Genomic DNA, 26,780 nt, shown 5'->3' on the forward strand with positions numbered 1-26,780 from the left:
CGCGGGCTTCGGGCTCTGGGTGCTTCGCAACGCAGATCGCGCGCGCATGCTCGAGGAGCTAGACCGCAACGACTAGGAGTTCCTGCCTCACGCTTGCCAGCCGCACGGCAATCCACATCAGCGCATCCCTCGGGATGCGCTTTTAATTTTCTCCCACCCATCCGGGCGTCGTCCCGATGGGGGCGGCTCCCTCCCAAAGGAGTATCCCCATGGATGACATCATCTACGGCGCTGGCTCCGCCAGCTATCCCGCCGGCGTTCAGCTGCGCATCGGCCTATATGACTTGAACCAGCGCCCGGCAATCCAGCTGGTCTGCGCAGACGACGGCATGCCCTATGCCTCGCTCAGCGTGAACGTCCCGCAGGTGCCATTGCTCGCCGGCGAGTTTTGCGTGGCGGCCGACTGGAACCTTCCCGCAGACATCAAAGCGGCGTTGCTTGCCACTGGCAAGTTCGCCGACACGGGCCGTGGTACCGAAGGCCGTGACCAGTGCGGTGCCATCTGGCGCATCACGTGTCCCGAGCTGTTGTCGCAATTGGCAGGGGCTCGCATCGTGGCCACCCGTTCCCGGCCGGTTCGTCGCATGGCCGCCTTCGCCTAGCACTTCCTCCCTTTTAACCCTTTCGGGGCACGTCCCCGAAGGGCGTGCTCCGTCCGGAGCCAACCATGTATGTGATTCACATCGGCCAGCGGGCCGAGAATCGCACGACGCTTGCCGGCGTGCTGCATTACCTGAACGATGACCGTGACGGCAAGGCGATGCCGCGCGTCGACGACATTGCCGTACGTCACGTCGAGCGTGGCGCGATCCCGGTGGTGCGACTTGCCTCCGGCAGCTTCGCGGTTCGCCCGGCTGGCAGCCGGCGCGGAATCCTCACCATGATTCTCGATGAGATCGACCGCTTCATTGTGCGTGCAGGAGGCAAGATCCTGCGGCCACACGAAATGAGCCGCGCTTCATGGGGCGCCGTGGTGGCCGCCGGCCGCCTGGCGTATTTCCCTGCCGAAGCCATCGACTTGGCCCAGGGCGACGCGGGACCGCTCTTCCAGACGGCAGACCTGTTTGAAGAGCAGTGGCCGTTCGACATCGCAGAGTTCGTCTGCGGTGAGTTTCTGCGCCGCTTCGGCTATGGCATCAACGGGCCACTGTATACGCCCGACGCGAGCCCGAATGCCCGCCATGAAGTGCACGTTGCCTACGCCCTCCTGCGCGGCGAAAAGCTCCGGGATTGCATCATCAATACCTACCGCGAGAATCCGCACCACGGCCGTCATGACTTGTGGATGAAACCGCTGATCGAGGTGCCGGCCCTGCGCGGCGCGCTGTCGCCGAACGTGCTGCAGGCGCTGTGTCGGATCATGCGTGCTGAGAAGCTGGAGATCACCGTTCACAATGCCAACAAGCTGCTTGCGGCGCTGCGGCATGTCTCACGGGAAGCCGGCGACGTGCAGGTTGACGATGCGTTGTTCGAGGCAGGAATTCTGCCCCCACGCACTGTACCGACGCCCAAGCCCCCTTCGGGAGAGAACGCCCAGCCGGTGACCAAGCTGGCGGCGGCGATCCATGGGCTGATCAGCGAGCGGCAATTTCGGGACAGCATGGACAAGGCCAAGGGCGAGCGAGACGCGCTGCGTATCAGCCAGCGCGAATTCGATCGCGAGGCTGGCGCCGCCGCTGCTTACCGATTGGCCTATGGCTTCGAGTGGCCGAACCGCGTCGCTCTCGCGGTCATGCAACGAAATGTCGCTGCGCTCCTGCAGATCTTCGACGGTCCGAAGGACTGGAACACGGATTCGAAGCGCGCATTGCGCGACGAGCTCGGTGTCGACGTTCTCCAATGCGCTGCGGCAACCAGGCGCCGGCGGCTCTTCGAACTGTGTGGATTCTCGGAAGCCGAACAGGCCCAATGGGAAGCCCACGAGGCCATCGAGAAGGCGCAGAAGCGCACGGATCGCGAACTGTCGGACGCAACGCTTCAGGCAGAGGCGGCCAGGTACCGTCTTGACACCGGCCAGGTGATGAGCGGACGCGAGTATGTCGACTTCTGTATCGATGCAGGCTTCACGCAGCTTATCGACGAGCCTCGCGGGAGTGCCCGGCGCTACTGGATCCACGATCCAATAAAGCGGGCATCTCGACCGCTACGCGCGAAAGACGGAACGCTCGGCTATGCGCGTGCCCGTCTGGCGCAGATTGCCGCGCCCGAAGCGCTGGCCGCTTGATATTTCGTCCCCGGCCGCTGGCTGGGGACGCCTTCTTCGAATCACGCAGGGATATCGTGAGCTTTCGATTCCATGAGAACGCAACCACTGCGTTAGTCTTTGCTTGACACACAGAAGCTTTGTTCGCACTGAAGTCCGTTCAGTCCAAACCGAGTTTTACCCGCGTCTCACACGCATCGACCCCAAGCCGGCTTGCCGGCCATTTCTTGCAACTTCCCACAGGGACACTCCCTGTGGGGACGTCACTGTGGGCTCCCTCCGTTGAGCCACATGCACCTCCAACACTTGCCATAGCCCGTTGCGGCGCGTCGTCCGAGACCGCTGCCCGCGGCCACGGTCAACTGCCGCGCCAGTCCACGCCCGAGCCGCTGCATCGCTCGTCGCGATTTCTGAACATTTCCATTTCCTTCCTGCAACCGGCTCATTAGCCGTGTTCGCGCTATCCCCATTTTCAGGAGCAATCCCATGTCTCATCTCGTGCAAACCATGGCTTACGTTGGCGCCACCCCGTGGCACGGCCTTGGCAACCAGCTGGAAAGCAATCAGCCGCTCGAAGCCTGGGCCGAAGCCGCTGGCATGAACTGGCGAATCGAGGAAACCGATGTGATGTATCGCATCGGCTCCCACGATCTCGATCCGATTCACTCGTTCCCCGAGCAGAAAGTGCTGTTCCGTTCGGATACCAAGAAACCGCTCTCGACGGTATCGAAGCGATACCAGGTCGTGCAACCCGCGGAGATCCTCGAGTTCTACCGCGACCTGACCGAAGTCGGCGGCTACCAGTTGGAAACCGCTGGTGTGCTCAAGGAAGGTCGCAAGCTCTGGGCGCTCGCGCGCACGGGGCAATCGACCCGCATCGCCGGCGTCGACGAGGTCCGGGGCCATCTGCTGCTGGCCACCGCATGTGATGGCACGCTGGCCACCACCGCGCAGTTCGCGTCCGTGCGGGTAGTCTGCAACAACACCCTGCAGATCGCGCTCGGTCGCAATCGTGGCGCCGTCAAGGTGCCGCACCGCAGCCAGTTCGACCCGCGCGCCGTCAAGGAAGAGCTGGGCATCGCCATCGCGTCATGGGATGGCTTCATGGTCCGCATGCATGAGTTGGCCGCCCGCAAGGTGAGCCAGGCCGAATCGGAACGCTTCTTCCAGCGTCTGTTCACGTACTCGTGGGCGACACCGGAATCCGAGGGTCCTACCAAGGTGAACGAGCGCGGCCTGAAGGCGGTGCTCAATCTCTTCGAGGGCAACGGCCGCGGCGCCACGCTGGAATCGGCGGCCGGCACTGCCTGGGGACTGGTGAACAGCATCACCGAGTACGTCGATCACCGCCAGCGTGCGCGCAATCCCGGCAATCGGCTGGATTCCGCGTGGTTCGGTGCCGGCGCGGTACTCAAGCAGCGGGCCTGGGACGCAGCGCTCGAACTCGTCGCTTGACGAGCTTTCAACGGCATTCAGAGAAGTACATTCTTTTGACCAACCCTCAAGCGAACTACGTTCGATGCCGATGCTTGGCATGGAAGTAGTCGTTTTAGGTCTCCAAAGCCCCGGCACTGTCCGGGGCTTTTTTTTCGTGCGCCCGGCAGGGCGCACTCATTTGGGGGTGGAAGTCCCCTACACACCCGGCAAGGGGAAGTGTTAGCCAGAGGCAAGGGTTCCCCGGGCGACTGGGGGTCTGAAGGAAGCCCGAGGCAAAGCGCTGGCCTGACGAACAGGAAGCGGATACGAGGCGACGCATTGAGGTAAGGCAGCGGAAATTGTCAAAGCCCGATACTTGCACGGAACGATGCGGCGTATATCCGACAGGCATAAGCGTGAAGGTGGGTGCGTCATACCCGGGGAGATCTGCACCGCTGCCACAGTGCTACCGACGCTGAGAGGTGTTGGGATGGCGGTGCAGAAGTCAGCAGAGGCCATACTAGGTGCGCGGTTGGCACTGAAGGGCCGAACATGAACGAGCGCGACTAGGACGACAGACCTCGATGCTTACCGACGAAGCCCAAATGCACGAACGAGTGCAGCCCACAGCGGAGGAAGGCGGGCGGAACCTGCCCGGGGCCGATGGGGGTGCGGAGGCTGGCGCGGCGGCTGTCGGGCAAACGAAAGCGCAGGCGCCATCGCTGATGGAGGCGGTGGTCGAGAGAAGCAACATGTGGCGGGCGTACCGGAGGGTGGTCGGCAATGGCGGCGCGGCTGGGGTGGATGCCCTGGAAGTGACGGCATTGCGCGACTGGTTGAAGGTGCAATGGCCAAGCGTCAAGGCGGCGCTACTGGCCGGCCAGTACATCCCGCAGGCGGTGCGTGCGGTGGACCTCCCCAAGCCTACGGGCGGGGTTAGGACACTGGGCATCCCGACGGTGGTGGACCGGCTGATCCAGCAGGCGCTGCTGCAAGTCCTCCAACCGATCTACGAACCGGGGTTCTCCGAGTCGAGCTACGGCTTCAGGCCGGGGCGCAGCGCTCAGCAGGCGGTCTTGCAGGCACAGCGGTACGTGCAGGAAGGCCGGCGTTGGGTGGTGGACATCGATCTGGAGAAGTTCTTCGATAGGGTCAACCATGACATCCTGATGTCGCGGGTGGCACGGCAGGTGAAGGACGCCCGGGTGCTCAAGCTGATCCGGCGGTATCTGGAAGCGGGGCTGATGCGCGGCGGGGTGATCGAGGCAAGGAGGCAAGGCGCGCCGCAGGGCGGGCCGCTGTCGCCGCTGCTGTCGAACATCCTGCTGACGGATTGGGACCGCGAACTAGAGAAGCGGGGGCTGGCGTTCTGCCGCTACGCGGACGACTGCAATATCTACGTCCGAAGCGAGACGGCGGGGCGGCGTCTGTTGGCCGGGATGACGGCGTTCCTTGCGGAACGGCTGAAGCTGCGGGTCAACGAGGCCAAGAGCGCGTGTGCACGGCCGTGGGCACGCAAGTTCCTCGGCTACAGCCTGACGGTACACCGTCAGGCGCGGCTACGCATTGCCCCGGAAAGCCTGCAAAGGCTGACCAGCCGGGTCAAGGAACTGACGCGTCTGGGTCGCGGGCGGTGCCTGACGGATACCATCGCGGCACTGAATCCGGTGCTGCGGGGGTGGATTGGGTACTTCCAACACACGGAAGTGAAAGGCGTACTGGAGACGTTGGACGGGTGGGTGCGGAGGCGCCTGCGGTGCCTGCTATGGCGGCAGGCGAAGAGCCGCGCTGCCCGCACGGTGATGCTGCGCCGACAGGGCCTACCGGAGGATCGCGCGTGGCACTCGGCCCGCAATGGGCAGGGCCCATGGTGGAACGCCGGGGCACGCCACATGGGCGCGGCCTTCCCGAAGGGCTACTTCGACGCCATGGGGCTGGTCTCGCTGCTGGATACTCAGCGGCGCTTGCAGTCTTGTTCATGAACCGCCGTATGCGGAACCGCACGTACGGTGGTGTGAGCGGGCTGAGGGGGCGACCCCTCACCCTACTCGATGCTCGTTGCTCATGATCCTGATTGAATTCTATTCTCGATACCCCCGGTGGCTGTTCCGGACCACGCAAGCGCCTGCGTTTCATGGCCGCCACGCCTGCCGCAACACGATCAGGACTGAAGGGCAACGAGTCGCGGAGCGACTTATGCAACGACAGCCCATCGATGTGGCAAGTTTTCCAAAGGACCGCTTTCTCGTACTCTTCTTCGCGTGGCAAGCCCATGTCAGGCAGCACGCAGAGCCGACGGGGTATGACGCCTGGCTGGACCAGCGATACACGCAAGGCCCCGCGGGCGCAGTGATGCTCAAGCAGAAAAGTGTTGTCTTCGAACTAGTACATGGGGCCGTGTTTGAAGTGCGCGGCAAGAACGGAAGCCGGCGCCTCTTTCGGGTGCAGTTGGAAAATGACTTTCCTTTTGTGTCGTTTCGAGATCCAGCGAATGGTGTGGACTATCCGTGGGTGGCTTTTCCTGGTGTCTTCACGCAGGCAGAGCTGATGTCTCTGAGACGGGTGTACTGAAGACAAACGCCCGGCATTGCCGGGCGTTTGTTTTGAAAGAGGGGTGCAGAAGGGCGCTTTCGGTGTCTTTGAAAGGAACATGTTCCTCAGCAAGGCGTGGGAATCTGCGCCTCGGCTGCTTGGCTGTCGATCGCTGCACCCTCCTTGTGTGGGGGGGCGTAGCCGACCGACTGGATGCGGGCAATTGTGCCGTCCAGGGCGGCATTCTGGCCCAACCGGATGGTGCCAGCGTACAAGATCCGCCCCTTCACGCGTCCATTGATCACCAGCGAGGCGCGCCCAACGACATCGCCTTCGACCACGCCGTCCACAATGACATGCTCGCCATCGACGTTGCCATGCACAACGCCGCCCGCCGCGATATGGAGCAGCCCCCGGGATGCGCCAACGTTGCCGGTGACCAGCGCCAGGCAGGTGAAGCCATGATCCGAAACAAGGTCACCGTGAACGCTCATGCCCGCACGTAGCACGCTGAAAATTGGAGGATTATTCATGGGTCAGAACATCTTGATGTCGGTAGGGGAACTCGCGTGCTGCGTCGCAGAATTTCGTGTCTGTGCGCCGGATGGCGGTTGCGGTATTGTCTTGGCAGTCGCCGCAACCGTCGCGGTCCTGGTAGGGGTGGTCGCGGCCGCAGGTGGGGAGGCGGGGGCGGGTCGCTTCACGGCCTCTGTCTTTGGCTGTTCTGCCTGGGTACGCTCCAGCTTATGTTGTACGGGCTCTGCGGTGGCGGATGGCCCAGACGCGGGTCCATCCACAGGCACGGCTGGCGATGGCGCGGCAGTCATCTTGGTCGCCGCGGAATCGGAAAGGGTGTCCCGCTTTCGCGGCCATTCATGGTCATTGGAATCGGCAATGGCGCGCGCAGGAGCTTCGGAAGCCGACTGAACCGGTTGGTCCCGATCGCTGGAAGCGCGGATTTCTCGCTTCCCGATCGATGTGCCGATGGCAAACATGGTCGCAGCAGCAGCCACGAAGGCGAGGCCCCACAGCAGCCGCGGATTGCGTCCCCATGCGGCGAAGTGGCCGGATGCCGGAGTGACGGCCGGTGCGGAAGATACCCCGCCGTAGCCAAGCTGCGCCACTGGTACAGCTGCTGGCGAGATGTCGATTGTGAGAGGCGGTTGGGTGTAATGAGCATGCAACTGCTCGATGTCACGCATGTCCATCGGGAAGGCTCCGGTGAGAGGAAATCAGTGTCCCGTCGGGTTCGAATTTTTCGGTATCCGGGATGCAGAGCTGGTGAATCGCGTTGATGCGCTTTGAGGCGATCTGGATCGTCGTGGTGCGTTCGTCCGGGGAGATGGACCCGCATTCCTGACTGTAGAGCGTCTCCGCGAAGATCCGGTCGAACTGCATCAGTAATCTGAGAAGCCGACCGGCAAAGGAATGGGAAACCTTGACCTCTTTCTCTTCATAGACCAGCGGAATCTCAATCTGGTCGGTCGTCGCCAGCCAACCGAGGGCGCTGCCGTACCAGTGCTCTGCGGCACGGAACGCTTCGTCCAGCGCTTTGACCTTCCCATCACGAGCCACGACGAACTTGGCCGAACAATAGTAGAAATGTGCGTCGAGGAAGTCGCGCGCGAACTTCGAGTAGTAGGCGTGGAGGGTGGCAGAGGCTGTCGTCGGTGTGAGCCGGCTTAGACGCTCTTCGCTGTTGTGGCGCTCAATGGGCCTGAGCCCACTGGCTGATATCTTGGGTGGATCCTGGTCGGCCATTTTTCCATGTTTTCAGTTCGCTCTCTCAGGTTGAAATTGTCGGCCACATTGGGACACCGAATGACTTTGAAAGCTATGCCAAATAAGCGAGCTTTCGTATTCTTTGCCCGGAATATTCTGTGCCACAATGCTTTCACACCTCGCGTCACTGACGCATCGACCCTGACTCCTGGCGAGTCCATCTTCTGCTTCAAGTCGTGCATTTGCGCACGCGCCGACTGGTTGGCTACCAGTGTGGATATTCCTTGTGCTAAGTGTTTTCGCCGAACACTTCCCTCATCAGCTCGTAATACGCGTTCTCGCTGTGCCTCCTCGTGAGTGCACGCGACGGACACCGTTCGAGCCCGGGACCATGTGGAGCTCTCTCTCAAAGGCCCCTCCCGGGCAGAACGGCAGACGTCGAGCCGATCCGTGAACCTGCGGCCGAACCTGTGGGTTCGCGAAATGGGTTGTTGTGCAGCGTGACCATGCTGCACGAGGGCGACTTTACGTCCTCAACATAGAGCAGCGCGCATCAGTGCGCCGCTCCCTGAGTGCCACGCCCCCGGAAGGGGCGTGGCATTTCCGGTCTGAAAATCAAAGCTCGCTCACCGGCGCAAACCGGGGCGGGCTTTTTTTGTTTCTGGTGAGAGACCTCGATCTTCAGGAGATGCTCATGCACCAGGACGCCGAGATTTCCGCCGCCATCGCGGCAACGCTGGACCTGCGCCGTCCGCAGTACAAGGACATGCCGCACGCCTGGCGCGCACTTTGTGAGGCGGCTCATGTCGCCTGTCTTTCGGAAGCCGCGCGAGCGGACTTCCTCAATCGCGTAACGACCCAGCGCGGGGCCGACACAGCCCTGCGCCTTCGGGAGCATGCTGTGTCCATCCGGGCGCAGGTCGTTCAGTTCCTTCAGAAAAGGAGAACGGACAAATGCATGCACCCATCACCTACAGCGAGCCCGGCGGACGCCGAAGCCTGCTAGAAGAGCGGCCCATGCGGCCGCCGATCATCGGCAAGATCCGGCCCGGCATCAAGATCCTGACCAAGGCCGCGCGCGAGAAGCCCGAAGCCGTGCGGATCCACGATGCCGGCCTGGCTCGAGGCGAAAGCTTCGAGCGTATTGCGGCCGAGATCACCCGGGCGACCGGCATCAAGATGCCGATGGTCCCGAAGAACGTTCCCTGGTTCACCTGCCGCGCCTCTGACTTCGCCAACCCGGCGCTGGCCGAGGACATCGTGCAGCGCTACGGCGAGGACCGCAACGATGGCTACGGACATCGCCTCTGGCGCTTTCCCGTGGTCTTTGCGTTCGACGACTGGCTGAGCAACATGCCCAACCAGCTCGTGGCATGGACGCACAGCGGTCGACAGTACTTCTCCGAGTATGGCCCCGACGGCAGGCGCTACTGCAAGATGTACGCGCCACCTGTTCGCGACGCTCGAGCCGACCGCGCCAAGCGCATGTGGGGCGGCCGCGCCATCATCCTGCGTCAGGACGAGGATGTCCCTGATGGCATTTGTGACCCGCAGGAATGCCCGCAGTACCAGAGCGGACATTGCAACCTCTCGGCCAGCTTCTATTTTGCCGTGCCATGCGCGACGGGCCTTGGTCTGATCGAAATGCCCACGACCTCGATTTACGTTCTGCAAAAGGCTCACGCCGCCATGCAGACCGTTGCGATGGCCCGTGGCAGGCTGATGGGTGTCAAGTTCTGGATGTCCAAGCAGGAAATCGAGATCAGCCGTATCGATGACGGCGGCAAGCCGGTGCGCCAGATGCAATGGCTCATCACGCTTGACGCAGAAATCGACATTGCCGCGCTGCTGGACGGTTCCGACCGCCCGGTGCTCGCTCTGGAGCTGGCCAATCAGGCCGCAGACGCCCTGGAAGGGGAGCGGCGTGCCGGGCCCCACGATGTCGACGACCTTGTCCACGATTCAGGTGTTGGCGATGGACCTTCGCTGCCTGCGCACAACGCCGGTACGGAGCCGTCGCCCGAGGACGACGATCTCGAGAGCCAGTACCGCGATCTCGTTGCCCGGCTGGAGTTGGACAGCGAGGAAGGGGCACTGCAACTCAAGGCTTTTGCCGCGGCCACCTTCGGCCGTGGCTGGTCCAAGCGCCCGCACGACGTGCGGCAGTTCGTGAAAGAGCTGCGGACGGCGCTGGCCAATCCGCTCGCGTTCCGCGAACAGGTAGCTACCATCGCCGCGGACGTCCTTCCGTAGTTTGTTGCCAGCCTCGTGCCGGCGTTTGCAGGGAAGCCCATCGGGCTTCCCTTTTCTTTTCACTGCCGCACTTCGCCGGCACATTTCGTTTGGAGGTAGCACGATGCTCAACGAGAGCGAATCCTTGTGGCTTGCCCACTTTTCTGACCTGCATTATTCGCCCGGCAACCTGGCCGAGTCCGACCGGTGTTTCGGCTTCGCGGTAGAGAACGCCATTGATCTCGTTGCCCGGCTGGAGTTGGACAGCGAGGAAGGGGCACTGCAACTCAAGGCTTTTGCCGCGGCCACCTTCGGCCGTGGCTGGTCCAAGCGCCCGCACGACGTGCGGCAGTTCGTGAAAGAGCTGCGGACGGCGCTGGCCAATCCGCTCGCGTTCCGCGAACAGGTAGCTACCATCGCCGCGGACGTCCTTCCGTAGTTTGTTGCCAGCCTCGTGCCGGCGTTTGCAGGGAAGCCCATCGGGCTTCCCTTTTCTTTTCACTGCCGCACTTCGCCGGCACATTTCGTTTGGAGGTAGCACGATGCTCAACGAGAGCGAATCCTTGTGGCTTGCCCACTTTTCTGACCTGCATTATTCGCCCGGCAACCTGGCCGAGTCCGACCGGTGTTTCGGCTTCGCGGTAGAGAACGCCATTGTCTCCGGCTGCCATGTCGCCGTAGTGTCCGGCGACTCGACGGACCACGGTCTCGATGCGCACACGCCGGCGCTTGGATCGCTCGCACGGCGCATCCACCGGCTCTCGGGCTACTGCCCCGTTTTGATGCTGCAAGGGACATTCAGCCACGAACCGCCCGGCACGCTGGACGTGTTCCGGCTCATCGGTGCGCAGTACCCCGTCTACGTCGCTGATCGCATCCACCAGGTGGCGCTATGTGACGGCGCGTTTCATCCGTCGGATGGCCCCATCTTCACCGAGGCTGAGGTTGACGTCCTGCTTGCGCAACACGGCAAGCCCAAGGTCGTCTTTACCTGCGTGCCAACCGTCAACAAGGCGGTACTGGCTGCGGCGGCAGGGGTGGCCAATGCGGCAACTGCGGTGGGTGACCATCTGGCTGCTTACCTGGCGGCCGCTGGCACGATGAACGCGCGCTTGCGCAGTTGGGGGATCGCCACGGTCGGCGTCTCGCACGGCACGGTCAATGGCTGCCAGACCGAGCATGGTGCGCCCATGGCAGGCTTCGATCATGAGTTCGGGATCGGCGCCCTGTTCGAGGCAGAGTGCGACGGCTTCCTACTTGGCCATATCCACCGTGCCCAGCAATGGGAGCGGGAGGGCAGGGTGGTTGCCTATCCAGGCTCCATCGGACGCTTCCACTACGGCGAGATCGGCGCGAAAGGGTACCTGCAATGGGACATCGTGCCGGGCAGGGCGACCGCGCTGCTGGTGGAGACGCCCGCGCGTGAAACGATCTGCGCGGACTTCGACGGCCCGCCGGACATGGACGCATTGGCTGCCCTTGCGGCTGATGCTGCCGACAAGTTCGTGCGCGTGCGATGGACTGTCAACGAAGAGCATCGGCAACTGGTCGACCGCGACGCCATCATGGCGCTGTTCGGCAAGAGTGCAGAGCTGAAGATCGAAGCCCGCATCCTGCCTGCCGTGCGCAGCCGTGCCGAAGGCATCAGCCGTGCGGCGAGCCTTCCGGAAAAGCTGGCCCGTTGGGGTGAACTGACCGGTGTTGCGACTGGTCCCCTCGCGGAGCGGCTGGCGCTGCTGGAATCGCTTGACGCGCAGTCGATTGCCGACGGCGTGCTTGAGCAGTTGCGCGGCATGCCGGCGCCGGGGCCCGTTGAATGCCCCCGGGGAATGGCCGAGGCGGAGGATGTCCCATTCGCGGCCAGTGCGTTCGTGTTGTCTGATGTGCCGATGACTGGCGGAGACACTCGTGGCTTGCCCCCGGCAGCGGCGTCGCAGATGGAGTGGCTAACCGACGATCTTTTTGCGTAGCAATACGCCAACATTTTGAGGTCGGGTAGCCGCGGTGCATCACTGCACCGCGGCCCCCTAAGAACGGAGCGGGCGACTTTCATCGCACTCCGCTCAAGCCTTTCAAAGCTTCGGGAATGGAGCCGGCTTCGATACTTTCAGACCACGGCTGTGGATTTGACGATGGCAGTTGGGATGCAACATGACCAGATTACTCAACGTGCTAGGCCCGCCATCGACGCGACGAACTATGTGGTGAACATCCCACCCTGTGTCCGTCGTGATTCTCTGTCGACAGAATCCGCATGATTTGTCTTGATCCAGCCACAACCGAATGAGGCTACCTCGACCTTTGAGGGTGTGCAGCATCTTCAGACCTTGTCGATCCTCAAAATAGCCCTCCCACTCTGGGTCAAAGGGATTTGCTGCGTCTTGGATTTTGACGTGCCGTCGGATTGGCGTGTCAGATGCCTTGGCCAAACGAATCAGGCGATGCTTGCCGTCAGGGCCCTTCTCTTCAGAGTATGCTGCGAAGATCCAGGCCTTGGCGTCGATGCTGTGGAAGTACTTTGCCTTGATCCATGTCTTGCATTTCCTAGAGTGTCTACGGCGGCCCCACTTCCAGAGTGCTTCCCAGATGTGGGAGTCGACCTTACCGTAGGTGTCCTTCGCGACGATATGACGATGGTAGTCAGCCCAGCCGGTAATGATCGGGTTCAGCTGGCGGATCAGATTCACCTGCTTTGCAGCAGCGTTACCCTTGATGACTGTGCGGACCTTCTCTAGAAGGTGCTGAACGTTCGCTTTCGATGGCTTGATGAAGAGCTTGCCATTCTTGTACTTGCGAATATTCTGTCCCAAGAAGTCGAAACCTTCTGAGATGTGCGTGATCTTGGTCTTCTCTTGGGATAGCGTTAGTCCACGCTCCCGCAGAAAGGCTTCGACCAGAGGCTTGACCTCGGATTCCAGAAACTCTTTCGAGTGCCCGGTGATCACAAAGTCGTCTGCGTAACGCACAAAGTTGACCTTGAGGCTGATGCGTTGGCCCTCGACATAGCGACGATCGCCGAGGGTTTCCTCCAACTTGCATTGGAGTCCATCGAGTGCCCAGTTGGCCAACGCCGGGGATATGATTCCACCTTGCGGCGTACCGGCGGTTGTCAGAAAGTATTGCTGCTTCTCAAGGTACCCCGCATCCAACCATCTTTGGAGAACCGCTTTGTCCGTGGGAACATGGGCGGCCAACCATGAATGGGAGATTTCGTCGAAGCAGGCTTTGATATCGCCCTCCAGGACCCACTGCGGGGCATTCTTCTTGGAAAGTACCTTGAAGCATTGCTCGATAGCATCCGCTGTGGACCGGTCTCTCCGAAATCCATAGGACTTTGTATCCGCCACGGTCTCCGACACTGGTTCCAAGGCTATCAGGTGTAAGGCCTGCATCGCCCTGTCACGCATGCACGGAATACCGAGTGGACGCAATTTCTGGGAGCCGCTACGTTTTGGTATATATATTCTGCGCAACGGTTGCGGGGCATAGCCGCGACGGTTCAGTGTATCTATCGCGCGGCGTTTATCGTCGGGGGTTGACCATATGATGCCGTCTACCCCGGGCGTCTTCTTGCCGTGATTTTCAGTCACCCGTCGGACGGCGACTGCTTTGCCGCTAAACGAGTGGGTCAGTAGCCATTGCAAGGCTTTCACCTTACCCCAGCGTCCTTCCTTCGTTGCCTTGACAATGCGTGATTGCAGCCGTCTCACGTTCCCGAGGCAACTGGCCCATTTGATATCGTGCCAGTGATCGGGTCTGCCGGAAGGTGCACCAGCGCATACTGCCCTTGCCATCATCTGCTTTCCTTCCTACAAAGGTTTGTCAATCTGTCTTGTCAAGAAAGACCACGCCGAAGTCAGCCCACTTTCGCGTAGTGTGATATTGCGTATCCGCTCAACACTTATCAACCCGATTACAGGGTCGCATTCGCTTTCTCGGCGCTCCCTTACCCGCACCTGCAACAGCGTTCCTTGCGGTTTGCCTGCCATAAAGGCACAGATACGGGCTTACCATGTTCCGCGTACTCAACGAGAACGGGTTAGACCCTGCCTCTCCACCGGTGGTCTTGTTGTCCGTGTGTTCCTATTGCTGACAGAAACATCCGACCACATACCTTTTGGTTCAAGCCTGTCAGCGCCTTTGGCTTGTCACATGTAACGATGTTTAAACAGCAGTTCACTTTCGTTGGTCATACCGTCCAGCCTAGCTTCTTCCCGCTTTGACGCTAGCAGGAAGCGACTTTTCTCGCGAAACGTCGCCGACCAGATGGTCAGACTACATTGTCCCGGTGGCTTCACACATAGCCGTTGCCAGCTATGCATGCACCGGTAGGCTACCGCCGACGGAACGGCGGGTTTCATCACTATTCCTAGTCAAAACAATTAAGTACGCGACTTCATGTCGCACCATGCAAGCCATGTTCCGACTGCCTTCGAGGCAGTCGAAACCCGGTTTCACCCGCGTCCTGGACGCATCGACTCAGCAGTATCCATGTCTTTCCATTGACCCTGACGGGTGCTTCCCGTCCGGGGCGCACTCCGTCCTATCCCGAGGAGTGCACCATGATCTTGTACCACGCCGGCCCGCAGTGGCTGTTCGTCGACGAGACGTCTATCAATCGTTCGGAGATGGCCAAGCGCCTGTCCGAACATCATGGGTTCACCCCATGCACGCTGTACGAGCCGTTTGGCGCAGGCCGCGGCGCGGTCATTGCCAAGCATGACCACATGCTGGTGATGGCGCTGGGCGTTCCTGGTGGCAACATCTTCTATGCCGTGGCGCCGTCCAAGGAACTGCAGGACCTCATCTGGTCGTTCTCGCATGGCCTGGCTTCCCAGTGGAGCGAGCTGGAACTCCGCGCCCTGACCGGCGAGGGGGACTGGAATGCTCTCATGACGATGGCCGCAGCGCAGTTCGCGGCCGCACGCCGCTCGGTCGAGCGCGCGATCGCGGGCAAGCCCGCGCATGACGCACCAACTGCAGAGAATGCCATGCTGGCAGAAATGCCGTTGCTCGACGATGGCGTGATGGAAGTGCCGTCGGACTACCTCCACTCCTTTACCGGCATGAAGGTGTCCGAATGCGCCCACTGAAGCTGACGCTCGCTGGATTCCACGGGATCCGTGACGGCATGCAGCGCGACAGCGTCACCGTCGACCTCTCGTCCTTGCCCGCTGGGCTGATCGCCATTGTCGGACCGAACGGTGCCGGCAAGACGACGATCATGGACAACCTGCATCCGTATCCGATCATGCCCAGCCACGCAGCCAAGATGTCGGCCGACGCGTTCTCGTACTGGGACCACCTCTGCGCACCGCGTGCAGAGAAGGATCTGGAATGGGAGCATGGCGGCAAGATCTACCGGTCGGCATGCGCGTTTCGCAACCCGGGCAAGAGCCGCAAGGCGGAGTACTATTTGTTCGAGAAGGTGGGTGGTGACTGGAAACCGGTGCAACTGGCCGATGGAACGTTGTCCGATGGCAAGGCGGAAACCTATGGTCGCTGCCTCGAGGCGGTACTGGGTTCGGCCGAGGCGTTCTTCACGAGCGTCTTTTCTGCCCAGAACCGCCGGCCGCTGGCCACCTATCAGCCTGCCGAGATCAAGAAGCTGCTCGCCGAGCTGCTCGGGATCGACCACCTGCGCGAGTTGTCGGCCAAGGCCGGGGACGTCGCCAAGGCCTTGGACCGCGCTTTGGAGACGGTGCAGCGGGACGTGCTTGTGCTGTCCGGCAAGCGCGACACCGTGAACGCGATCGCCCAGGAGATTGGGCAGATTGACGAAGGTCTCGGCGCCGAGCGCGCCCGCCGCGCAGACCTGCTCACCAGCGGCAGCAAGCTGGAGCAGGAGCGTGCGACGCTGGCGGCCAAGCAGGCCGCCTCTGCCGGAACCGAAGCACGTTTGCGCGAGCTGGACCAGCGCCATCGTGAATTGACGGGCCGCAGGCAGCAGCTGGCCGGCGACGACCGTGCTGCGGCGTCGAAGGCTTCGGCGCGGCGCCAGGATCTGCAGCGCCTTGCCGCGGAGCACCGGTCCACGCTTGCCCAGGCTGAAGCCATCAAAGCGGCGGCCCGTCAGCGTGACGAAGTGCAGCTGGCTTTGGGCCGCCATCGCGGCGAACTCGATCGCCTGCAGAAGGAGCTTGCCGATCTGGAGCCCGTTGCCGGCCAGCACGCGGCGGTCGCCAGCGAACTACGGGGGATGGAATCCCGAGGATCGGTGGCGGCGCAGTTGGTCAAGACGCTCAAGGCCCAGACGGAGGTGATGGACCAGGTGCCGTGCGCTGGCCATGACATGCACGCGCGTTGTCCGTTGCTGGCCCAGGCGCGCGAAGCCAAGGGCAAGCTCGAGCCACAGGTCATCGAAGTGGCGAAACTGCGTACCAGCTACAAGGCAAAGCAGGAAGCCTTGCAGCAGTTGGCCCAAGCGCTGGCGCGGCTCAATGAGGTGCGCCGCACCGTTGCAGCGCTGCGGCAGGTAGTCGAGCAGGGCAATTCAGAGCTGCAGCGCCTCACGGGGTTTGCAGCGAAGAAGCCTCTGCTCGATGCTGCGGCGGCCGCATTGGACTTGACGCAACGCGATCTCGGGACCCTGGACGCGGAGGAAGCCGAACGGAAAGCACGGCTCGAACGTGATACCCGTGACGTGGACACCCAACTGGCGAGCCTGCAGCGCGAGCGCGACAGCCTGGCAGTGACGGACGTGACCGGCCTCGTTGCCGATCTCGACCGTCGGCTTGCAGCCGGCCGCGAGGCGGTCAGTGCATTGGACGGCCGGATCGAATCTCTGATCCGCCGACATAGCGCCCTGTCCACCGAGCGCAGTCTGCTCGAGCGGGAGCTCATGGGGTTGAGCGGGCTGGAATCCCACGTCCAGCGTTTGTCTGACGAGATCGCCCAATGGAAGTTGCTCGCCAAAGGGCTCGGGAACGATGGCGTCATTGCCCTGTCGATCGACGACGCGGGCCCTGCCATCACCGCCATGGTCAATGACCTGCTGCTGGCGTGCTACGGACGGCGCTTCACGGTCGCCATCCAGACGCAGACGAAGTTGGCCAATGGTGACGCCCGGGAGGGCTTCGCCATCAGCGTGCTTGACGCGGACAACGGCACGACGAAGGATTTCTCCGTGTTGAGTGGCGGCCAGAAGGTGTGGATCAACGAATGCCTGACGCGTGGCATCGCCCTGTATCGGGCGCAAGACACGCAGCAGCCGTTCCAGACCCTGTTCACCGACGAAGCCGACGGCCCGCTCGATCCGGAACGCAAGCGTGCCTTCATGCAGATGAAGCGCGAGGTGCTCCGGCTTGGCGGCTACGAGCGGGAATACTTCATCAGCCAGACGCCCGATCTCGTTGATGAAGCCGATGCCGTCATCGACGTGGTGGCGCTCGCGGCTCAGTAGCGCCGCGACTCCGTCCCATTCTAATCAAGCCCGCATTCCCGAAAGGGGTGCGGGCCTTTTTTCTACGACTTCCGAGATGACAAATTTCGACACCATGACTGCAACGGCAACGAAGCTGACCGCCGAGCAGGAGGTTTTCGTTGCCAACGCGATCGAGTTGGGGAAGGCTCAAATCCAACAGGAGATCGCTTCGGGCCGCATACCGCCGACAGTAAATACCTTCAGCGCGCTTCACGACTACGTCGACGCCAACGAGTTCGGAGGACTGTGTGAGGACGATGGCGACCTACCGCGCCTCTTTCCCCGCGTCACCGAGAGCGATGCTGAAACGTTCTGCGAGGCGGCAAACCAGGTTCAGCAGGCGCTGGACTCATGGCTGGCGGGCGGGATGGAAAAGGCAAGCATGCTCATTTCCGGGCTGGTGGAAGATGCCCTGCATGCGGCCTGTCTGGCGGTGCAGGAGCGCCTGAAGATTGACCACGGCGACGTGGCCGGAGGCTTTTTCTCAGGCAAGCAGAAAGAGGATTTCGACGCGATGCTCTCCCGCTATATCCTCTGTGAGATCGCGATGCTCGCGCCCCCGGACGACGAATGAGTCGGCGTAGGCGCGCCTCGCGTTGACGGATTGTCGCCGCGTGTGGTTCTCGCTAAAATCGGCCTACTACCCGCGTCATCGACGCATCGACCTCGCTGACACCAGTCAGCAAATTTCTTTCACCCATAGGGGCCTCCCCTATGGGCAGGCTCCGTCCATTTCAGGAGCTTGTCCATGTTTATCCACTCTCGCGTCTCTCGCACGGCTGTCCTCGCTGTGGTGGCGATGCTGTCGTTGGCCCTGTATTTTCGCCTCACGACTTCCAACGCCGATCTTTTCCAATGGCAGTTGCAGTGTTGTTTCGGCGCTATTGCAGCTGTAGCAGCGCTGTATATGGTGTTTCGCGTGCGGACGCTGCGCAACACGCGAAAGCTCATGAAACTCGTTCGTCCTGGCTGGGAGTGAGTAAATGAGCAAGATGGTGATTTCGGCGGAGCACGCCGCAAAGCTGCTGCCGCGCGGCAAGAAGGTCCATACGTTCATCCGGGTGTTTGCTTGGATGGGGGCCGACGTTGACCGTACGAGGATCCTGGCGGCCTTCGAATCGGCCAAAGAGGTCGAGATATCGCCGGATGCCGCTTGCCTCCCCCACCACCTGTTTGTCGAGCTGGACGGCATGCGGACATACGTCGACACCAACCCGAAGGCGCTTCGAAGACTGCATCCGCAAGTCGCTGTTGCGTGAAACAGGAGCGCCGCCATGAACCTTGTTATCAATATCCTGCTTCGTGACCCGGAGTTCGCTGGCACTGGTGGCCCTGCCGAAGCGGCGCGTCGGCTTCGACAACTGGCGAGCGAGATCGAGACCAACGTCCCGGACTTTGCTGCCTGCCGCGAAGGGCAGCGGATTGCTGGGTCGCAAGACGATTGCAGCTGCATCGCCTATCTCGTAGACCTTTAACAAACCTTTCAATCAACCCAGGGGGGCGCGCCCCCCATGGGGTTGTGCCCCAGCAATAAGGGGCACCCATGCAATCCATCTCTCTTTTTCCCGTCGGAGCCCTCGACCCTGTCGAGGACCGGGCGGATAGGGCCATCGCGGCCATCCTCCGACTGCTCGAAGCGGGCCATCCGCTTGTGGTGGCGTACAGCGGTGGCAAGGACAGCAGTATGGTGGCAGCGCTCGCGCTGCACGCCGCCACGCTTCACCGCGCGGCTGGGGGCCATCCGCTGGTGGTCGTCACAACGAGCGATACGCTGGTGGAGTCGCCGGAGGTGACGGAGCACTACCGCTGCGAGCTAGGCCGCATGCGTGTCTTCGGCAAGCGGCACGGCCTCAAAGTGATCACGCGCATCGTCCAACCAGCAATGGCGGCGACATTCCAGGTAAAGGTGCTGTCTGGTCGGGCGCTTCCCAGCTTCCCCGGCACGCATGGCGACTGCTCCACCGACCTCAAAATACTCCCGCAGCGCGCATTCCGGCGCACCCTTTTCCGGCAGCTGGCAGAACAGGGGCGTGCGGAGCCGGTGACCTTGCTTGGCACCCGCTACGGGGAGAGCGCGCGACGCAACATCGCCATGCACCAGCGCCGCGAGTCCGCGGACGCGCCGGCGCGGAATCAGGATGGTGACCTGGTGCTGAGCCCGGTCTGCCACTGGCAGGATGACGATATCTGGGAGGGTATTGCGCTCTACGGCAGCGGTGCACGTCCCGGCTATTCCGATTTCGAGGACATGCGCCGTATCTACGCACACGCCGTGGGCACTTCCTGCGCGGTGGTGGCCGATGCGATCCTGGCCGGCAGCGGCTCGCGCCGACAGGGCAAATGCGGCGCACGGCTTGGCTGCCATGTCTGCCAGATGGCGGAGGACAAGAGCCTGGCCAACATGGTCGAGTACGACGGTCGTTATGCTTATGCGGCCGGCCTGCAGCGGTTAAACCGATTTATCCGGCACACCCGCTTTGACTGGCACCGCCGGCATTGGGTAGGGCGCACGATTCGGCGCGGCTTCATCAAGATCCAGCCGGACACCTACCACCCGGCCATGGTTCGCGCGCTGGTACGGTACATGTTGCAACTCGACTACGACGAGCAATGCCGCGCGGCACGAGCGGGCGAGCGGCCAAAGTTCGAGCTCTTGCCGCTGGATCTACTGATTGCCGTGGACGCGCTCCAGTCCCTCAATGGCCTGGCCAGGCCTTTCGCGGCGTGGGCGGACTGGCGGAACATCCGCATGCGGGGCATCCGGTACGATATTCCGAACTTGCCACTGGTCAGCCAGACAGCGGTGCCAGAGGCGCGCTTCCTGTATGTGGGCGAGGAATGGGACGACACCGCCGCCGCCTCGGAGTGGACCGGCCTGCGGGACCCGTATCTGGAAAGCTTCACCGCGGATTCGGCATGCGGGCCCACATTGCAAGTCACCGGTGACGGCCGCACACTCTGGGCATTGCCCACAGCACAGCAGTTCTCGGTCGACCCGGAATCGGCGTTTCTGATTTCCGAGTTTGAGTTGGATCGGCTTCTGGAGACCCATGACGCCGGCGTCGCTCCCGGGCAGGTGACAGCGGGGTACCGCTGGTATGCGCAGTATGGCTGCCTGACGCTATCCCATGCGCAGCGGGCCGAGCACGACGAGATTGCGCGCCGGACTGCCTACAAGGATCGACTCGGGCTGACGCTGGAGTACGACATCGAAGCCTTGCGCACGCGGGCGCTGGGGTTCGACAATCTGCCGCAGCATGGGCAGGCCGCCTGGCGGCAGGCTGCGACGCCGCAGCATTCGTTGTTTTGACGATCCACTATGCAAAAACCCCGGGAATCGCGAGATTCCGGGGCATTTTTTTTTCGCGCGGCTGCGATTACATCGCTGCGTCTTTCAGTTTCTTGAGGGGGCGAACCTTCACCTTCACGCTGGCCGGCTTGGCCGCGAACCATTGGTCCTGGCCGGTGAACGGGTTCTTTCCAAACCGCTTCTTGGTGGCCGGCACCTGAATGGCCGACACCTTGAATAGGCCCGGCAGAGTGAATTCGCCAGCGCCCTTCTTGTGGACCGCGCTCAGCACGGTATTCTCCAGGTGAGCCAGCACGGTCTGAACGGTCTTCTTGTCCAGCTCAGTCTGGGCTACCAAGTGTGCCAGCAGGCTGGACTTGTTGAAGGTGTCCTTGATCGGCTTTGCGACCGGCGCGGCCGCTGCACCGTTTTTGGCCGGAGCAGCCTTCTTGGCGGGGGCAGCCTTCTTTGCAGCGGTCTTCGTTGCGGTCTTTGCTACGGGTTTAGCTTTCGTGGCCATGGTCGTATCGGGTTGGAATTGCGCGCCTGCAGGCCGATACTGGCCACGCAGCGCACCGGCGAAGAATAGCAAAAAACTGCATCCTTGCAAGCAGGAAATTCCCCGCAGTTCACTGGCTGACCCGGGGCGAAACGGCGCGCGCTGCGCGGCGTATACGCGCGGCGGCCGCGTTCGGCGTATCGCCGATCTGGCTCCAGTCGTGATGCCACCACGCAATGATGGCCGCGGCCTCGGCGGTATTCTCCGCGCCGGCAACGGCCACGACTTCTGCCGCGACAGCGGCCCACCAGGCCTCGCCTTCGCCGTCGCTCGCTTTCGGATCAATCGCGCGGCGGTAGATGGCTTTGACGGCTTCGAGCGGCATTTGACTCTCGTACAGAGCAGGCATTTCTAGATTCTCCATAGCGCTAGCGGATCCGTTAGGTCGCGGGTGGGTGGATGGTAGCAAAGACACGGTCGCAGGTCCGGTTGCTGGACAGCCCGAGCATCTGGCTGACTTCGTCGCGCGGGCGGCCGGCGAGCAGCTGGCGGCGGCAGAAGGTATTACGCAGCGTGCGCGGACTCATTTCGACGTCGGTGGCGCCGACCGCGTTGAGAATCTCCGACACGATACGGCCGAAGCTCATGTCGGTGATCGGTCGACCATCTGGGTTGAGCGTGAAAAGCAATTCGCCCTCGATGGGGAGGGCCGCGCGCCGGGTACTCCAGGCCCGTAGGGCCGGTACCGCGAAGCTAGCCAGGTGCATCGTGCGGACGTCTCGTGGCCCATGTGCTCGCACGACAAGGTACGGTGGGGTCGCGTCCGGCCACAGATCCGAACAATGGGCTGCGCGCGCTTCCGCCGCGGTAATGCCTGTACCGAGGAATGCCGCGACGATTGCGTGGCTGCGCAAACTGGCCAGATCGTCAGGCGGCGTTTTGAGATACGCCTGCAGCCGCGCGTCCACAGTTTCGATCAGGAACTGAGGCGTTGGCTCATGGTCTGGCCAGCGTTCGGTTGAGAGCAGGGCAGCGGCAGGGTTGTCCTGCCGAACGCCGGCGAAGACCAGATGTCGGCACAGCCGATCCAGCAGCTTCACATACCGCATGCGGGTCGCCTGAGAGTATGTGCGGCCATTAGGGGTTTGCCAGAACGCGTCGACGTCGGCCGTGCCAAATGAGGCAATGGTCGTGCCTCGTGCCAGCAGGTGCCGACGAAAATGCTCGAACATCGCCTGATGCTGGATGATCGAGCGCGCCGAGAAGGGGCGGCGATCAGCGCCGGCCGCTTCGCGAGCCTGCCAGTCCTGGTACGCCTGGGCTGGGTTGCTGAGCCAGGGGGAGTCCATTTGCGTCATGCCCCTGTTATATACTGAATTTGCCCCATCTCACACCCCTGCCACCGCTTCGCGGCGGATATCGCTTGCAAATAATGTCACGTCTCAAAGTTGTTGAGTTTTGTCTCACAGTTAATGGGTTGGATTCTCAAAGTTAATGGGTAAAAGGCGCGGATGATGTCTGCGGCATGCTATGGCAGAAAGGGGAGGGCGTCGCGCTGGAGTCTGCATCTACTATGTCGGTGAGGCGGACTCTTGAGGCCGGCGCCCTGAAGACCATAGGGGCGCCCAGGGGGCTGTGGGCGAGCGTCGGCGTGCAGTGTCATCGCTGACCGTGCAGGACTGGAATTCGGGGGGAAACCACCTACGGCCTGCTACACCGACCCAATGGAATTCAGAGACTGAAGAAAAACATAGTGCTAGCCCAGTCTGACAGGGCCAGGCATGCACTCTGAGTTTGGAAGGTCTCGCTTCTATTACTATGCTTGACTCGGACGTTTCCGCGCTGACGGGCGGAAACGAAAAGCCGCGTGACGCAGTTGGCGCTGCGTCACGCGGCTTAGAGTTCTGCGCAGGACCATGAGGCCTACGCATGACCGAAGTTTGATCATTGGGGTGGTACGTCCTCAGTATTGAACAGCGGGCATGCCGGGTCAAGGAGTTTGTCGTCCTGCAATTCGCGAGGTGATTGAAATTATCCCTCGTGGAGGCCGATATGCCTGCTACCGCTCTGCCCACAGATCCGCTCGGGATATTCCGATGGAGTCCCGCGACACCCCGGATCGGTCGCCGAGCCGTGAGTTACTACGCGAGGTGGCCTTCTCCGACGCAGGGGCGCTCGATACTGCTGCAAGCGAAGGAGCTACTTCCGATCACGGGCTTCCTGGAGGCCTGCGCGGTGTTGCAGCTCATCCAGCAGTTTCGCGAGCAACCGGGGGGCCTGACCCGGACCGCGGCCGGAGGATCGGTTGAGTACCGCCCGGACTTTGTCTTCTCCCGCAGCGGGAATTTGTATCTCGTGTTCGCGTGCGCGTGGTCAATGGCGCGGACCGCTGATTTGGCTCCCGATCTGATCGCCTGCTACCAGGCGAAGCCCGTCAATTTTCGCGTGTGCCGATTTTCGCCGACCAAGGCAACTGTCGCCGCGCTGTTGGCGCTGAGTCCTGCGCAACTCAAGCGGGGATTGCTCAGCGATGCCGAACGACGGCTAGTCATGCATCTCTTCGAGGAATGGACGGGCGCGTGTTGAATGCCGCCTGTATGGCGCGAGAATTGCCAACTGCCAAGAGCGAGGTCAGCGGTTCATTTAGGGGGATAGCTATGAAGCGAAACGACGGGGTTGCGACGTTGAAAACAGAGAAGCCCGTTGCCCATGCCCCTGAGCTTCTCGAAACGGTGAAGGCAACATCGGCTTGCGTGGGGAGCAGTCCCGGCATCTTCCGGCATGGAGGGAGGACCTATCAGGTTTGCGCGGCGCTTGACGCCAGGACGCTCATTTGCCGGGACCTGCAGGATGGCAAGCTCGTCGAGTTTGGTACAGATGAGATCGGCATGCCGCCGGCCGCCATTGTGCCAGGAGCAACTGGCCAGCTCCGCGACGCGCCTGATACTGTGCGCAAGGAGACCGCGCGACGGCGCCGCTATCTTCGTGAAGTCGCCAGGCATGGCACTGGGGCGTTCCGCCGAGGCGACAGTCTGCGTGCCATCATTGGCCTTGTCGCACAGAAATTCGGCGACGCACGGCCGCCGTCCGATTCCACGGTGGTGCGCTGGTGGCACGCCCTGTTGCGCGATGGTTTCGCGGGGCTGGTGTCTCATACGGACCTGCGGGGTGGAAAAGGGAAATCCCGCCTGAGCGCGGGACACGTCGAGAAAATCACCGTGGCGGTGAAGCAGTGTCTGCAGCGACCGAGGCGTCCCATCATTGAAATTCTGGGTGAGGCCAACCAGCAGGTCGCAACGGAGAATGCCTGGGCACTTGGTGCGCCCGAACGGCCGATCAGCCGGGCGACCCTGTACAGGTTTCTACGGAATCGGCCTGCCATTGAGCGGTTGTGTGCGACAGTCGGAACGGCCGAGGCGCACCGTATGCTCAGCCTGTCCAAGGCGAATCGCAGTGAAGATGTGCGGCGGCCACTTCAATGCGTCCAGTCCGACCACTGTCAACTCGATGTGATGCTTGTCGATGAAGTAACCGGAGAGTCGGTAGGCAGGCCATACCTTTCTGTCATGGTGTGTGTCGCCACGCGCATGGTCGTGGCGTGGGACGTTTCGCTGGCATCCCCCAACGAACAGACCGTTCTCGCCCTATTGTGGCAAGCCATGACAGGACGGCCAAGAGGAACCCAGAAGCCGATCGCTGACTATGAAGGCATCGGCGACAGGCAGGCCGATCAGCCAAAAGAACTTCCGCGACGTATGGCCCACGGCCAGGTCGAAATGCTGCTGTTCGATCGTGCCAAGGAGTTCGACTCCGCCGCGGTGCAGTCGGCGTGTTCCGATCTGGACATCGTGGCGATGTTTTGCCCGGCTTATAGTCCCGACAGGAAGGGACATGTCGAGCGATTCATCGGGACCATCAATCGAAGCTTCATTAGTTCATTGCCGGGTACAACCTACGGTAATCCGAAGGAGCGTCGCGGTTACGACGCGAGTGGTAACGCAACTCTGACCATTTCAGACCTTCGCGCGGTTGTCCAGGCCTGGGTCGATACGGTCTATGCATTGACGCCGCACGATGGCTTGAACGGAGCGACACCAGAAAATGCCTGGCGCAAACTCGCTGCAGGATGCCGACTCGATTCGCTACACAGCGACGAGGCGATCGCACGCGCATGCCGCCCACGGGAGCGGCGGCACATCGGAAAGAGTGGCATCAAGCTGTTCGGCAATCAACGATATGCCTCTGCCGAACTCGAGAGGGTGCGGGCTCAATTTGGCCTGCACTGCGAGGTCACGGTTCGCTTCGATCCATTAGACATCGGCCAGATCTGGGTCACCCATCCGCAGACTCGGTTCGAACTCCTCGTACCAAACGTGGATTCGACCTACGCGCGTGGACTCACGCTACGCGAGCACGAACTTCTGCGCAAACGTCAACGTGCAGGCAATCGTCGCGCGACAGACGCCTTCCAACTGGCAACCAACCGCGAGGCGGTGCGTCGGAAAGTCGAAAGGGCGCAAGTGGACAAGACCAGGCGACGGCGCAAGGCCGCGGCGATTGCCAAGGATATCGATCGTCGCGCCATGCCGGTGATGCGTGCTGCGGCGTCGTCCATGGGGCAGGCAAGCACCGCGCCGACACTCGGTTGCTTTCGCATACGCGCGCGCAAGGAGTTGCCAGGTTTCGCCCTAGGCGGCACGGCGCGTCTTGGTGCGTTGTGTCCGTTGCCAAATGCTCATGGCTCGGATGGAGCGAATCATGAAGAATGATTTGGAAGGCCAGGAGGCCACGCGCGAAGTATCGCGGTACATCATCGACTATCCCGCATTCCATGATCAGAGGGAGAGAATGGAACGCATGCTTCGTTCGCCCGATCCATCTGGCCTACTGATCGTGGAGGATACAAGAGTGGGAAAGACTACGCTGGCGAAGTTGATCCTAGAGGCGCACCCCAAGACCATTGTCGATGGCACACCAAGCGTCCCAGTACTCTACATCGAGATCCCGACCATTCCGACAGAAAAATCCATCGCACGCGCCCTAATGTTGCAACTCGACGTGACGACGAGCCGGACACTCAGCGAGCAGGAACTGATCACCCGCTTTGCCATAATTGCGGAGTACTGCCGGATTCAAATGGTGATCATTGACGAGTTTCATCACTTCACGGAATCGTCGCAATATCCCAAACTGCTCCGATATGCGAATTCGGTGAAGAGCCTCATGAATCGAGCCGGTGTTTCGGTGGTGCTGATGGGACTCCCGAGCTCGCGTGCGATCCTCGATAAGAACCAGCAACTGCGTGGCCGGTTCTCATCGGTACAGCACATCGGTGCATTCGCCATGGATGATTGCGCGCAGTTCAATGATTTGGTTCGTCAGGAAAATGTGTGGGTTGACGAAGGCTCAGGAAGATTGCCAAGTGCATGATATAGCGCGATTTCCGTCGCCCTGAAGGTTCGGA

General features: G+C 61.8%; 26 protein-coding genes. 19 read left to right on the plus strand and 7 right to left on the minus strand.

The features are described from left to right. The first annotated feature begins 209 nt into the window (after positions 1-209). The 5 genes from ACIP1U_RS16140 (at position 210) to ACIP1U_RS16160 (ending at position 6,190) form a co-directional block, all read left to right on the plus strand. On the plus strand, positions 210-602 hold the full coding sequence (locus ACIP1U_RS16140) for a hypothetical protein (protein ID WP_400316584.1): 393 nt from the start codon (positions 210-212) through the stop codon (positions 600-602). Positions 603-667: 65 nt separating this feature from the next. Further along, on the plus strand, positions 668-2,224 hold the full coding sequence (locus tag ACIP1U_RS16145; protein ID WP_400316586.1) for a hypothetical protein: 1,557 nt from the start codon (positions 668-670) through the stop codon (positions 2,222-2,224). Positions 2,225-2,689: 465 nt separating this feature from the next. Continuing rightward, the gene (locus ACIP1U_RS16150; protein WP_400316587.1) at positions 2,690-3,658 is read left to right on the plus strand and encodes a DUF932 domain-containing protein; all 969 of its coding nucleotides are present in this window, start codon (positions 2,690-2,692) and stop codon (positions 3,656-3,658) included. Positions 3,659-4,203: 545 nt separating this feature from the next. After that, positions 4,204-5,601, plus strand: a complete 1,398-nt coding sequence (gene ltrA, locus ACIP1U_RS16155; RefSeq protein ID WP_400316589.1) for a group II intron reverse transcriptase/maturase — start codon at positions 4,204-4,206, stop codon at positions 5,599-5,601. Between the two features lie 214 nt (positions 5,602-5,815). Next, on the plus strand, positions 5,816-6,190 hold the full coding sequence (locus ACIP1U_RS16160) for a hypothetical protein (RefSeq protein ID WP_400316591.1): 375 nt from the start codon (positions 5,816-5,818) through the stop codon (positions 6,188-6,190). Positions 6,191-6,276: 86 nt separating this feature from the next. Here ACIP1U_RS16160 and ACIP1U_RS16165 read toward each other — a convergent pair whose 3' ends face one another. Genes ACIP1U_RS16165 through ACIP1U_RS16175 form a run of 3 tightly spaced genes read right to left on the minus strand, consistent with a single transcriptional unit; the run spans position 6,277 to position 7,912 of the window. After that, complete coding sequence (locus ACIP1U_RS16165) at positions 6,277-6,684, minus strand: polymer-forming cytoskeletal protein (RefSeq protein WP_400316593.1); 408 nt, start codon at positions 6,682-6,684, stop codon at positions 6,277-6,279. A 3-nt stretch (positions 6,685-6,687) separates the two neighbouring features. After that, positions 6,688-7,359, minus strand: a complete 672-nt coding sequence (locus ACIP1U_RS16170) for a hypothetical protein (protein ID WP_400316595.1) — start codon at positions 7,357-7,359, stop codon at positions 6,688-6,690. Beyond that, entirely contained in the window at positions 7,346-7,912 is a 567-nt protein-coding gene (locus ACIP1U_RS16175) for a hypothetical protein (RefSeq protein WP_400316597.1), read from the minus strand. Before ACIP1U_RS16175 ends, ACIP1U_RS16170 begins: the two co-directional genes overlap by 14 nt. A 655-nt stretch (positions 7,913-8,567) precedes the next feature. Between ACIP1U_RS16175 and ACIP1U_RS16180 the strand changes: the two genes are divergently transcribed. From ACIP1U_RS16180 to ACIP1U_RS16195, 4 genes are all read left to right on the plus strand, one after another. Further along, positions 8,568-8,879, plus strand: coding sequence for a hypothetical protein (locus ACIP1U_RS16180; protein ID WP_400316598.1), 312 nt, complete (start codon positions 8,568-8,570; stop codon positions 8,877-8,879). Beyond that, positions 8,828-10,126 (plus strand): hypothetical protein, encoded by a 1,299-nt coding sequence (locus tag ACIP1U_RS16185; RefSeq protein WP_400316599.1) that lies wholly within the window; start codon positions 8,828-8,830, stop codon positions 10,124-10,126. The genes ACIP1U_RS16180 and ACIP1U_RS16185 overlap by 52 nt, the downstream gene beginning before the upstream one ends. A gap of 103 nt (positions 10,127-10,229) precedes the next feature. Continuing rightward, positions 10,230-10,544 (plus strand): hypothetical protein, encoded by a 315-nt coding sequence (locus ACIP1U_RS16190; protein WP_400316648.1) that lies wholly within the window; start codon positions 10,230-10,232, stop codon positions 10,542-10,544. Between the two features lie 103 nt (positions 10,545-10,647). Further along, a complete protein-coding gene (locus tag ACIP1U_RS16195) occupies positions 10,648-12,075 on the plus strand; it encodes an exonuclease SbcCD subunit D (protein ID WP_400316601.1) in 1,428 nt (475 codons plus the stop codon). A 102-nt stretch (positions 12,076-12,177) separates the two neighbouring features. Here ACIP1U_RS16195 and ltrA (ACIP1U_RS16200) read toward each other — a convergent pair whose 3' ends face one another. Beyond that, positions 12,178-13,899 carry a group II intron reverse transcriptase/maturase gene (gene ltrA, locus ACIP1U_RS16200; protein ID WP_400316647.1) on the minus strand — a complete coding sequence of 574 codons (1,722 nt, stop codon included), beginning with the start codon at positions 13,897-13,899 and terminating at the stop codon, positions 12,178-12,180. A 768-nt stretch (positions 13,900-14,667) separates the two neighbouring features. Between ltrA (ACIP1U_RS16200) and ACIP1U_RS16205 the strand changes: the two genes are divergently transcribed. The 7 genes from ACIP1U_RS16205 to ACIP1U_RS16235 all read left to right on the plus strand — a co-directional run bounded on the left by ACIP1U_RS16205 (position 14,668) and on the right by ACIP1U_RS16235 (position 20,838). Beyond that, positions 14,668-15,198 carry a hypothetical protein gene (locus ACIP1U_RS16205; RefSeq protein WP_400316603.1) on the plus strand — a complete coding sequence of 177 codons (531 nt, stop codon included), beginning with the start codon at positions 14,668-14,670 and terminating at the stop codon, positions 15,196-15,198. Beyond that, positions 15,186-17,507 carry an AAA family ATPase gene (locus ACIP1U_RS16210; protein WP_400316605.1) on the plus strand — a complete coding sequence of 774 codons (2,322 nt, stop codon included), beginning with the start codon at positions 15,186-15,188 and terminating at the stop codon, positions 17,505-17,507. The genes ACIP1U_RS16205 and ACIP1U_RS16210 overlap by 13 nt, the downstream gene beginning before the upstream one ends. 76 nt (positions 17,508-17,583) lie before the next feature. Beyond that, complete coding sequence (locus ACIP1U_RS16215) at positions 17,584-18,102, plus strand: hypothetical protein (protein ID WP_400316607.1); 519 nt, start codon at positions 17,584-17,586, stop codon at positions 18,100-18,102. Between the two features lie 174 nt (positions 18,103-18,276). Then, complete coding sequence (locus ACIP1U_RS16220) at positions 18,277-18,507, plus strand: hypothetical protein (protein WP_400316609.1); 231 nt, start codon at positions 18,277-18,279, stop codon at positions 18,505-18,507. 4 nt (positions 18,508-18,511) lie between these two features. Next, positions 18,512-18,787, plus strand: a complete 276-nt coding sequence (locus tag ACIP1U_RS16225) for a hypothetical protein (protein WP_400316611.1) — start codon at positions 18,512-18,514, stop codon at positions 18,785-18,787. Positions 18,788-18,802: 15 nt separating this feature from the next. Beyond that, positions 18,803-19,003 (plus strand): cell division protein ZapA, encoded by a 201-nt coding sequence (locus ACIP1U_RS16230; RefSeq protein WP_400316613.1) that lies wholly within the window; start codon positions 18,803-18,805, stop codon positions 19,001-19,003. A 68-nt stretch (positions 19,004-19,071) separates the two neighbouring features. Further along, complete coding sequence (locus ACIP1U_RS16235) at positions 19,072-20,838, plus strand: phosphoadenosine phosphosulfate sulfotransferase (protein ID WP_400316615.1); 1,767 nt, start codon at positions 19,072-19,074, stop codon at positions 20,836-20,838. A 67-nt stretch (positions 20,839-20,905) separates the two neighbouring features. Here the strand turns inward: ACIP1U_RS16235 and ACIP1U_RS16240 are convergent, their stop codons facing one another. From ACIP1U_RS16240 to ACIP1U_RS16250, 3 genes are all read right to left on the minus strand, one after another. After that, complete coding sequence (locus ACIP1U_RS16240; protein WP_400316617.1) at positions 20,906-21,337, minus strand: HU family DNA-binding protein; 432 nt, start codon at positions 21,335-21,337, stop codon at positions 20,906-20,908. Between the two features lie 109 nt (positions 21,338-21,446). Then, the gene (locus ACIP1U_RS16245; RefSeq protein ID WP_400316619.1) at positions 21,447-21,701 is read right to left on the minus strand and encodes a hypothetical protein; all 255 of its coding nucleotides are present in this window, start codon (positions 21,699-21,701) and stop codon (positions 21,447-21,449) included. A gap of 55 nt (positions 21,702-21,756) precedes the next feature. Then, positions 21,757-22,674 carry a tyrosine-type recombinase/integrase gene (locus ACIP1U_RS16250; RefSeq protein ID WP_400316621.1) on the minus strand — a complete coding sequence of 306 codons (918 nt, stop codon included), beginning with the start codon at positions 22,672-22,674 and terminating at the stop codon, positions 21,757-21,759. 877 nt (positions 22,675-23,551) lie between these two features. On the opposite strand from ACIP1U_RS16250, the gene ACIP1U_RS16255 reads away from it, so the two are divergent. From ACIP1U_RS16255 to ACIP1U_RS16265, 3 genes are all read left to right on the plus strand, one after another. Next, complete coding sequence (locus tag ACIP1U_RS16255) at positions 23,552-23,902, plus strand: hypothetical protein (RefSeq protein ID WP_400316623.1); 351 nt, start codon at positions 23,552-23,554, stop codon at positions 23,900-23,902. Between the two features lie 71 nt (positions 23,903-23,973). After that, the gene (locus tag ACIP1U_RS16260; protein WP_400316625.1) at positions 23,974-26,085 is read left to right on the plus strand and encodes a Mu transposase C-terminal domain-containing protein; all 2,112 of its coding nucleotides are present in this window, start codon (positions 23,974-23,976) and stop codon (positions 26,083-26,085) included. After that, positions 26,075-26,746 (plus strand): TniB family NTP-binding protein, encoded by a 672-nt coding sequence (locus tag ACIP1U_RS16265; RefSeq protein ID WP_400316627.1) that lies wholly within the window; start codon positions 26,075-26,077, stop codon positions 26,744-26,746. The genes ACIP1U_RS16260 and ACIP1U_RS16265 overlap by 11 nt, the downstream gene beginning before the upstream one ends. The last annotated feature ends 34 nt before the right edge of the window (positions 26,747-26,780 follow it).

Source organism: Cupriavidus sp. NPDC089707, from assembly GCF_044748965.1.
In the GTDB taxonomy this organism is placed as follows: domain Bacteria; phylum Pseudomonadota; class Gammaproteobacteria; order Burkholderiales; family Burkholderiaceae; genus Cupriavidus.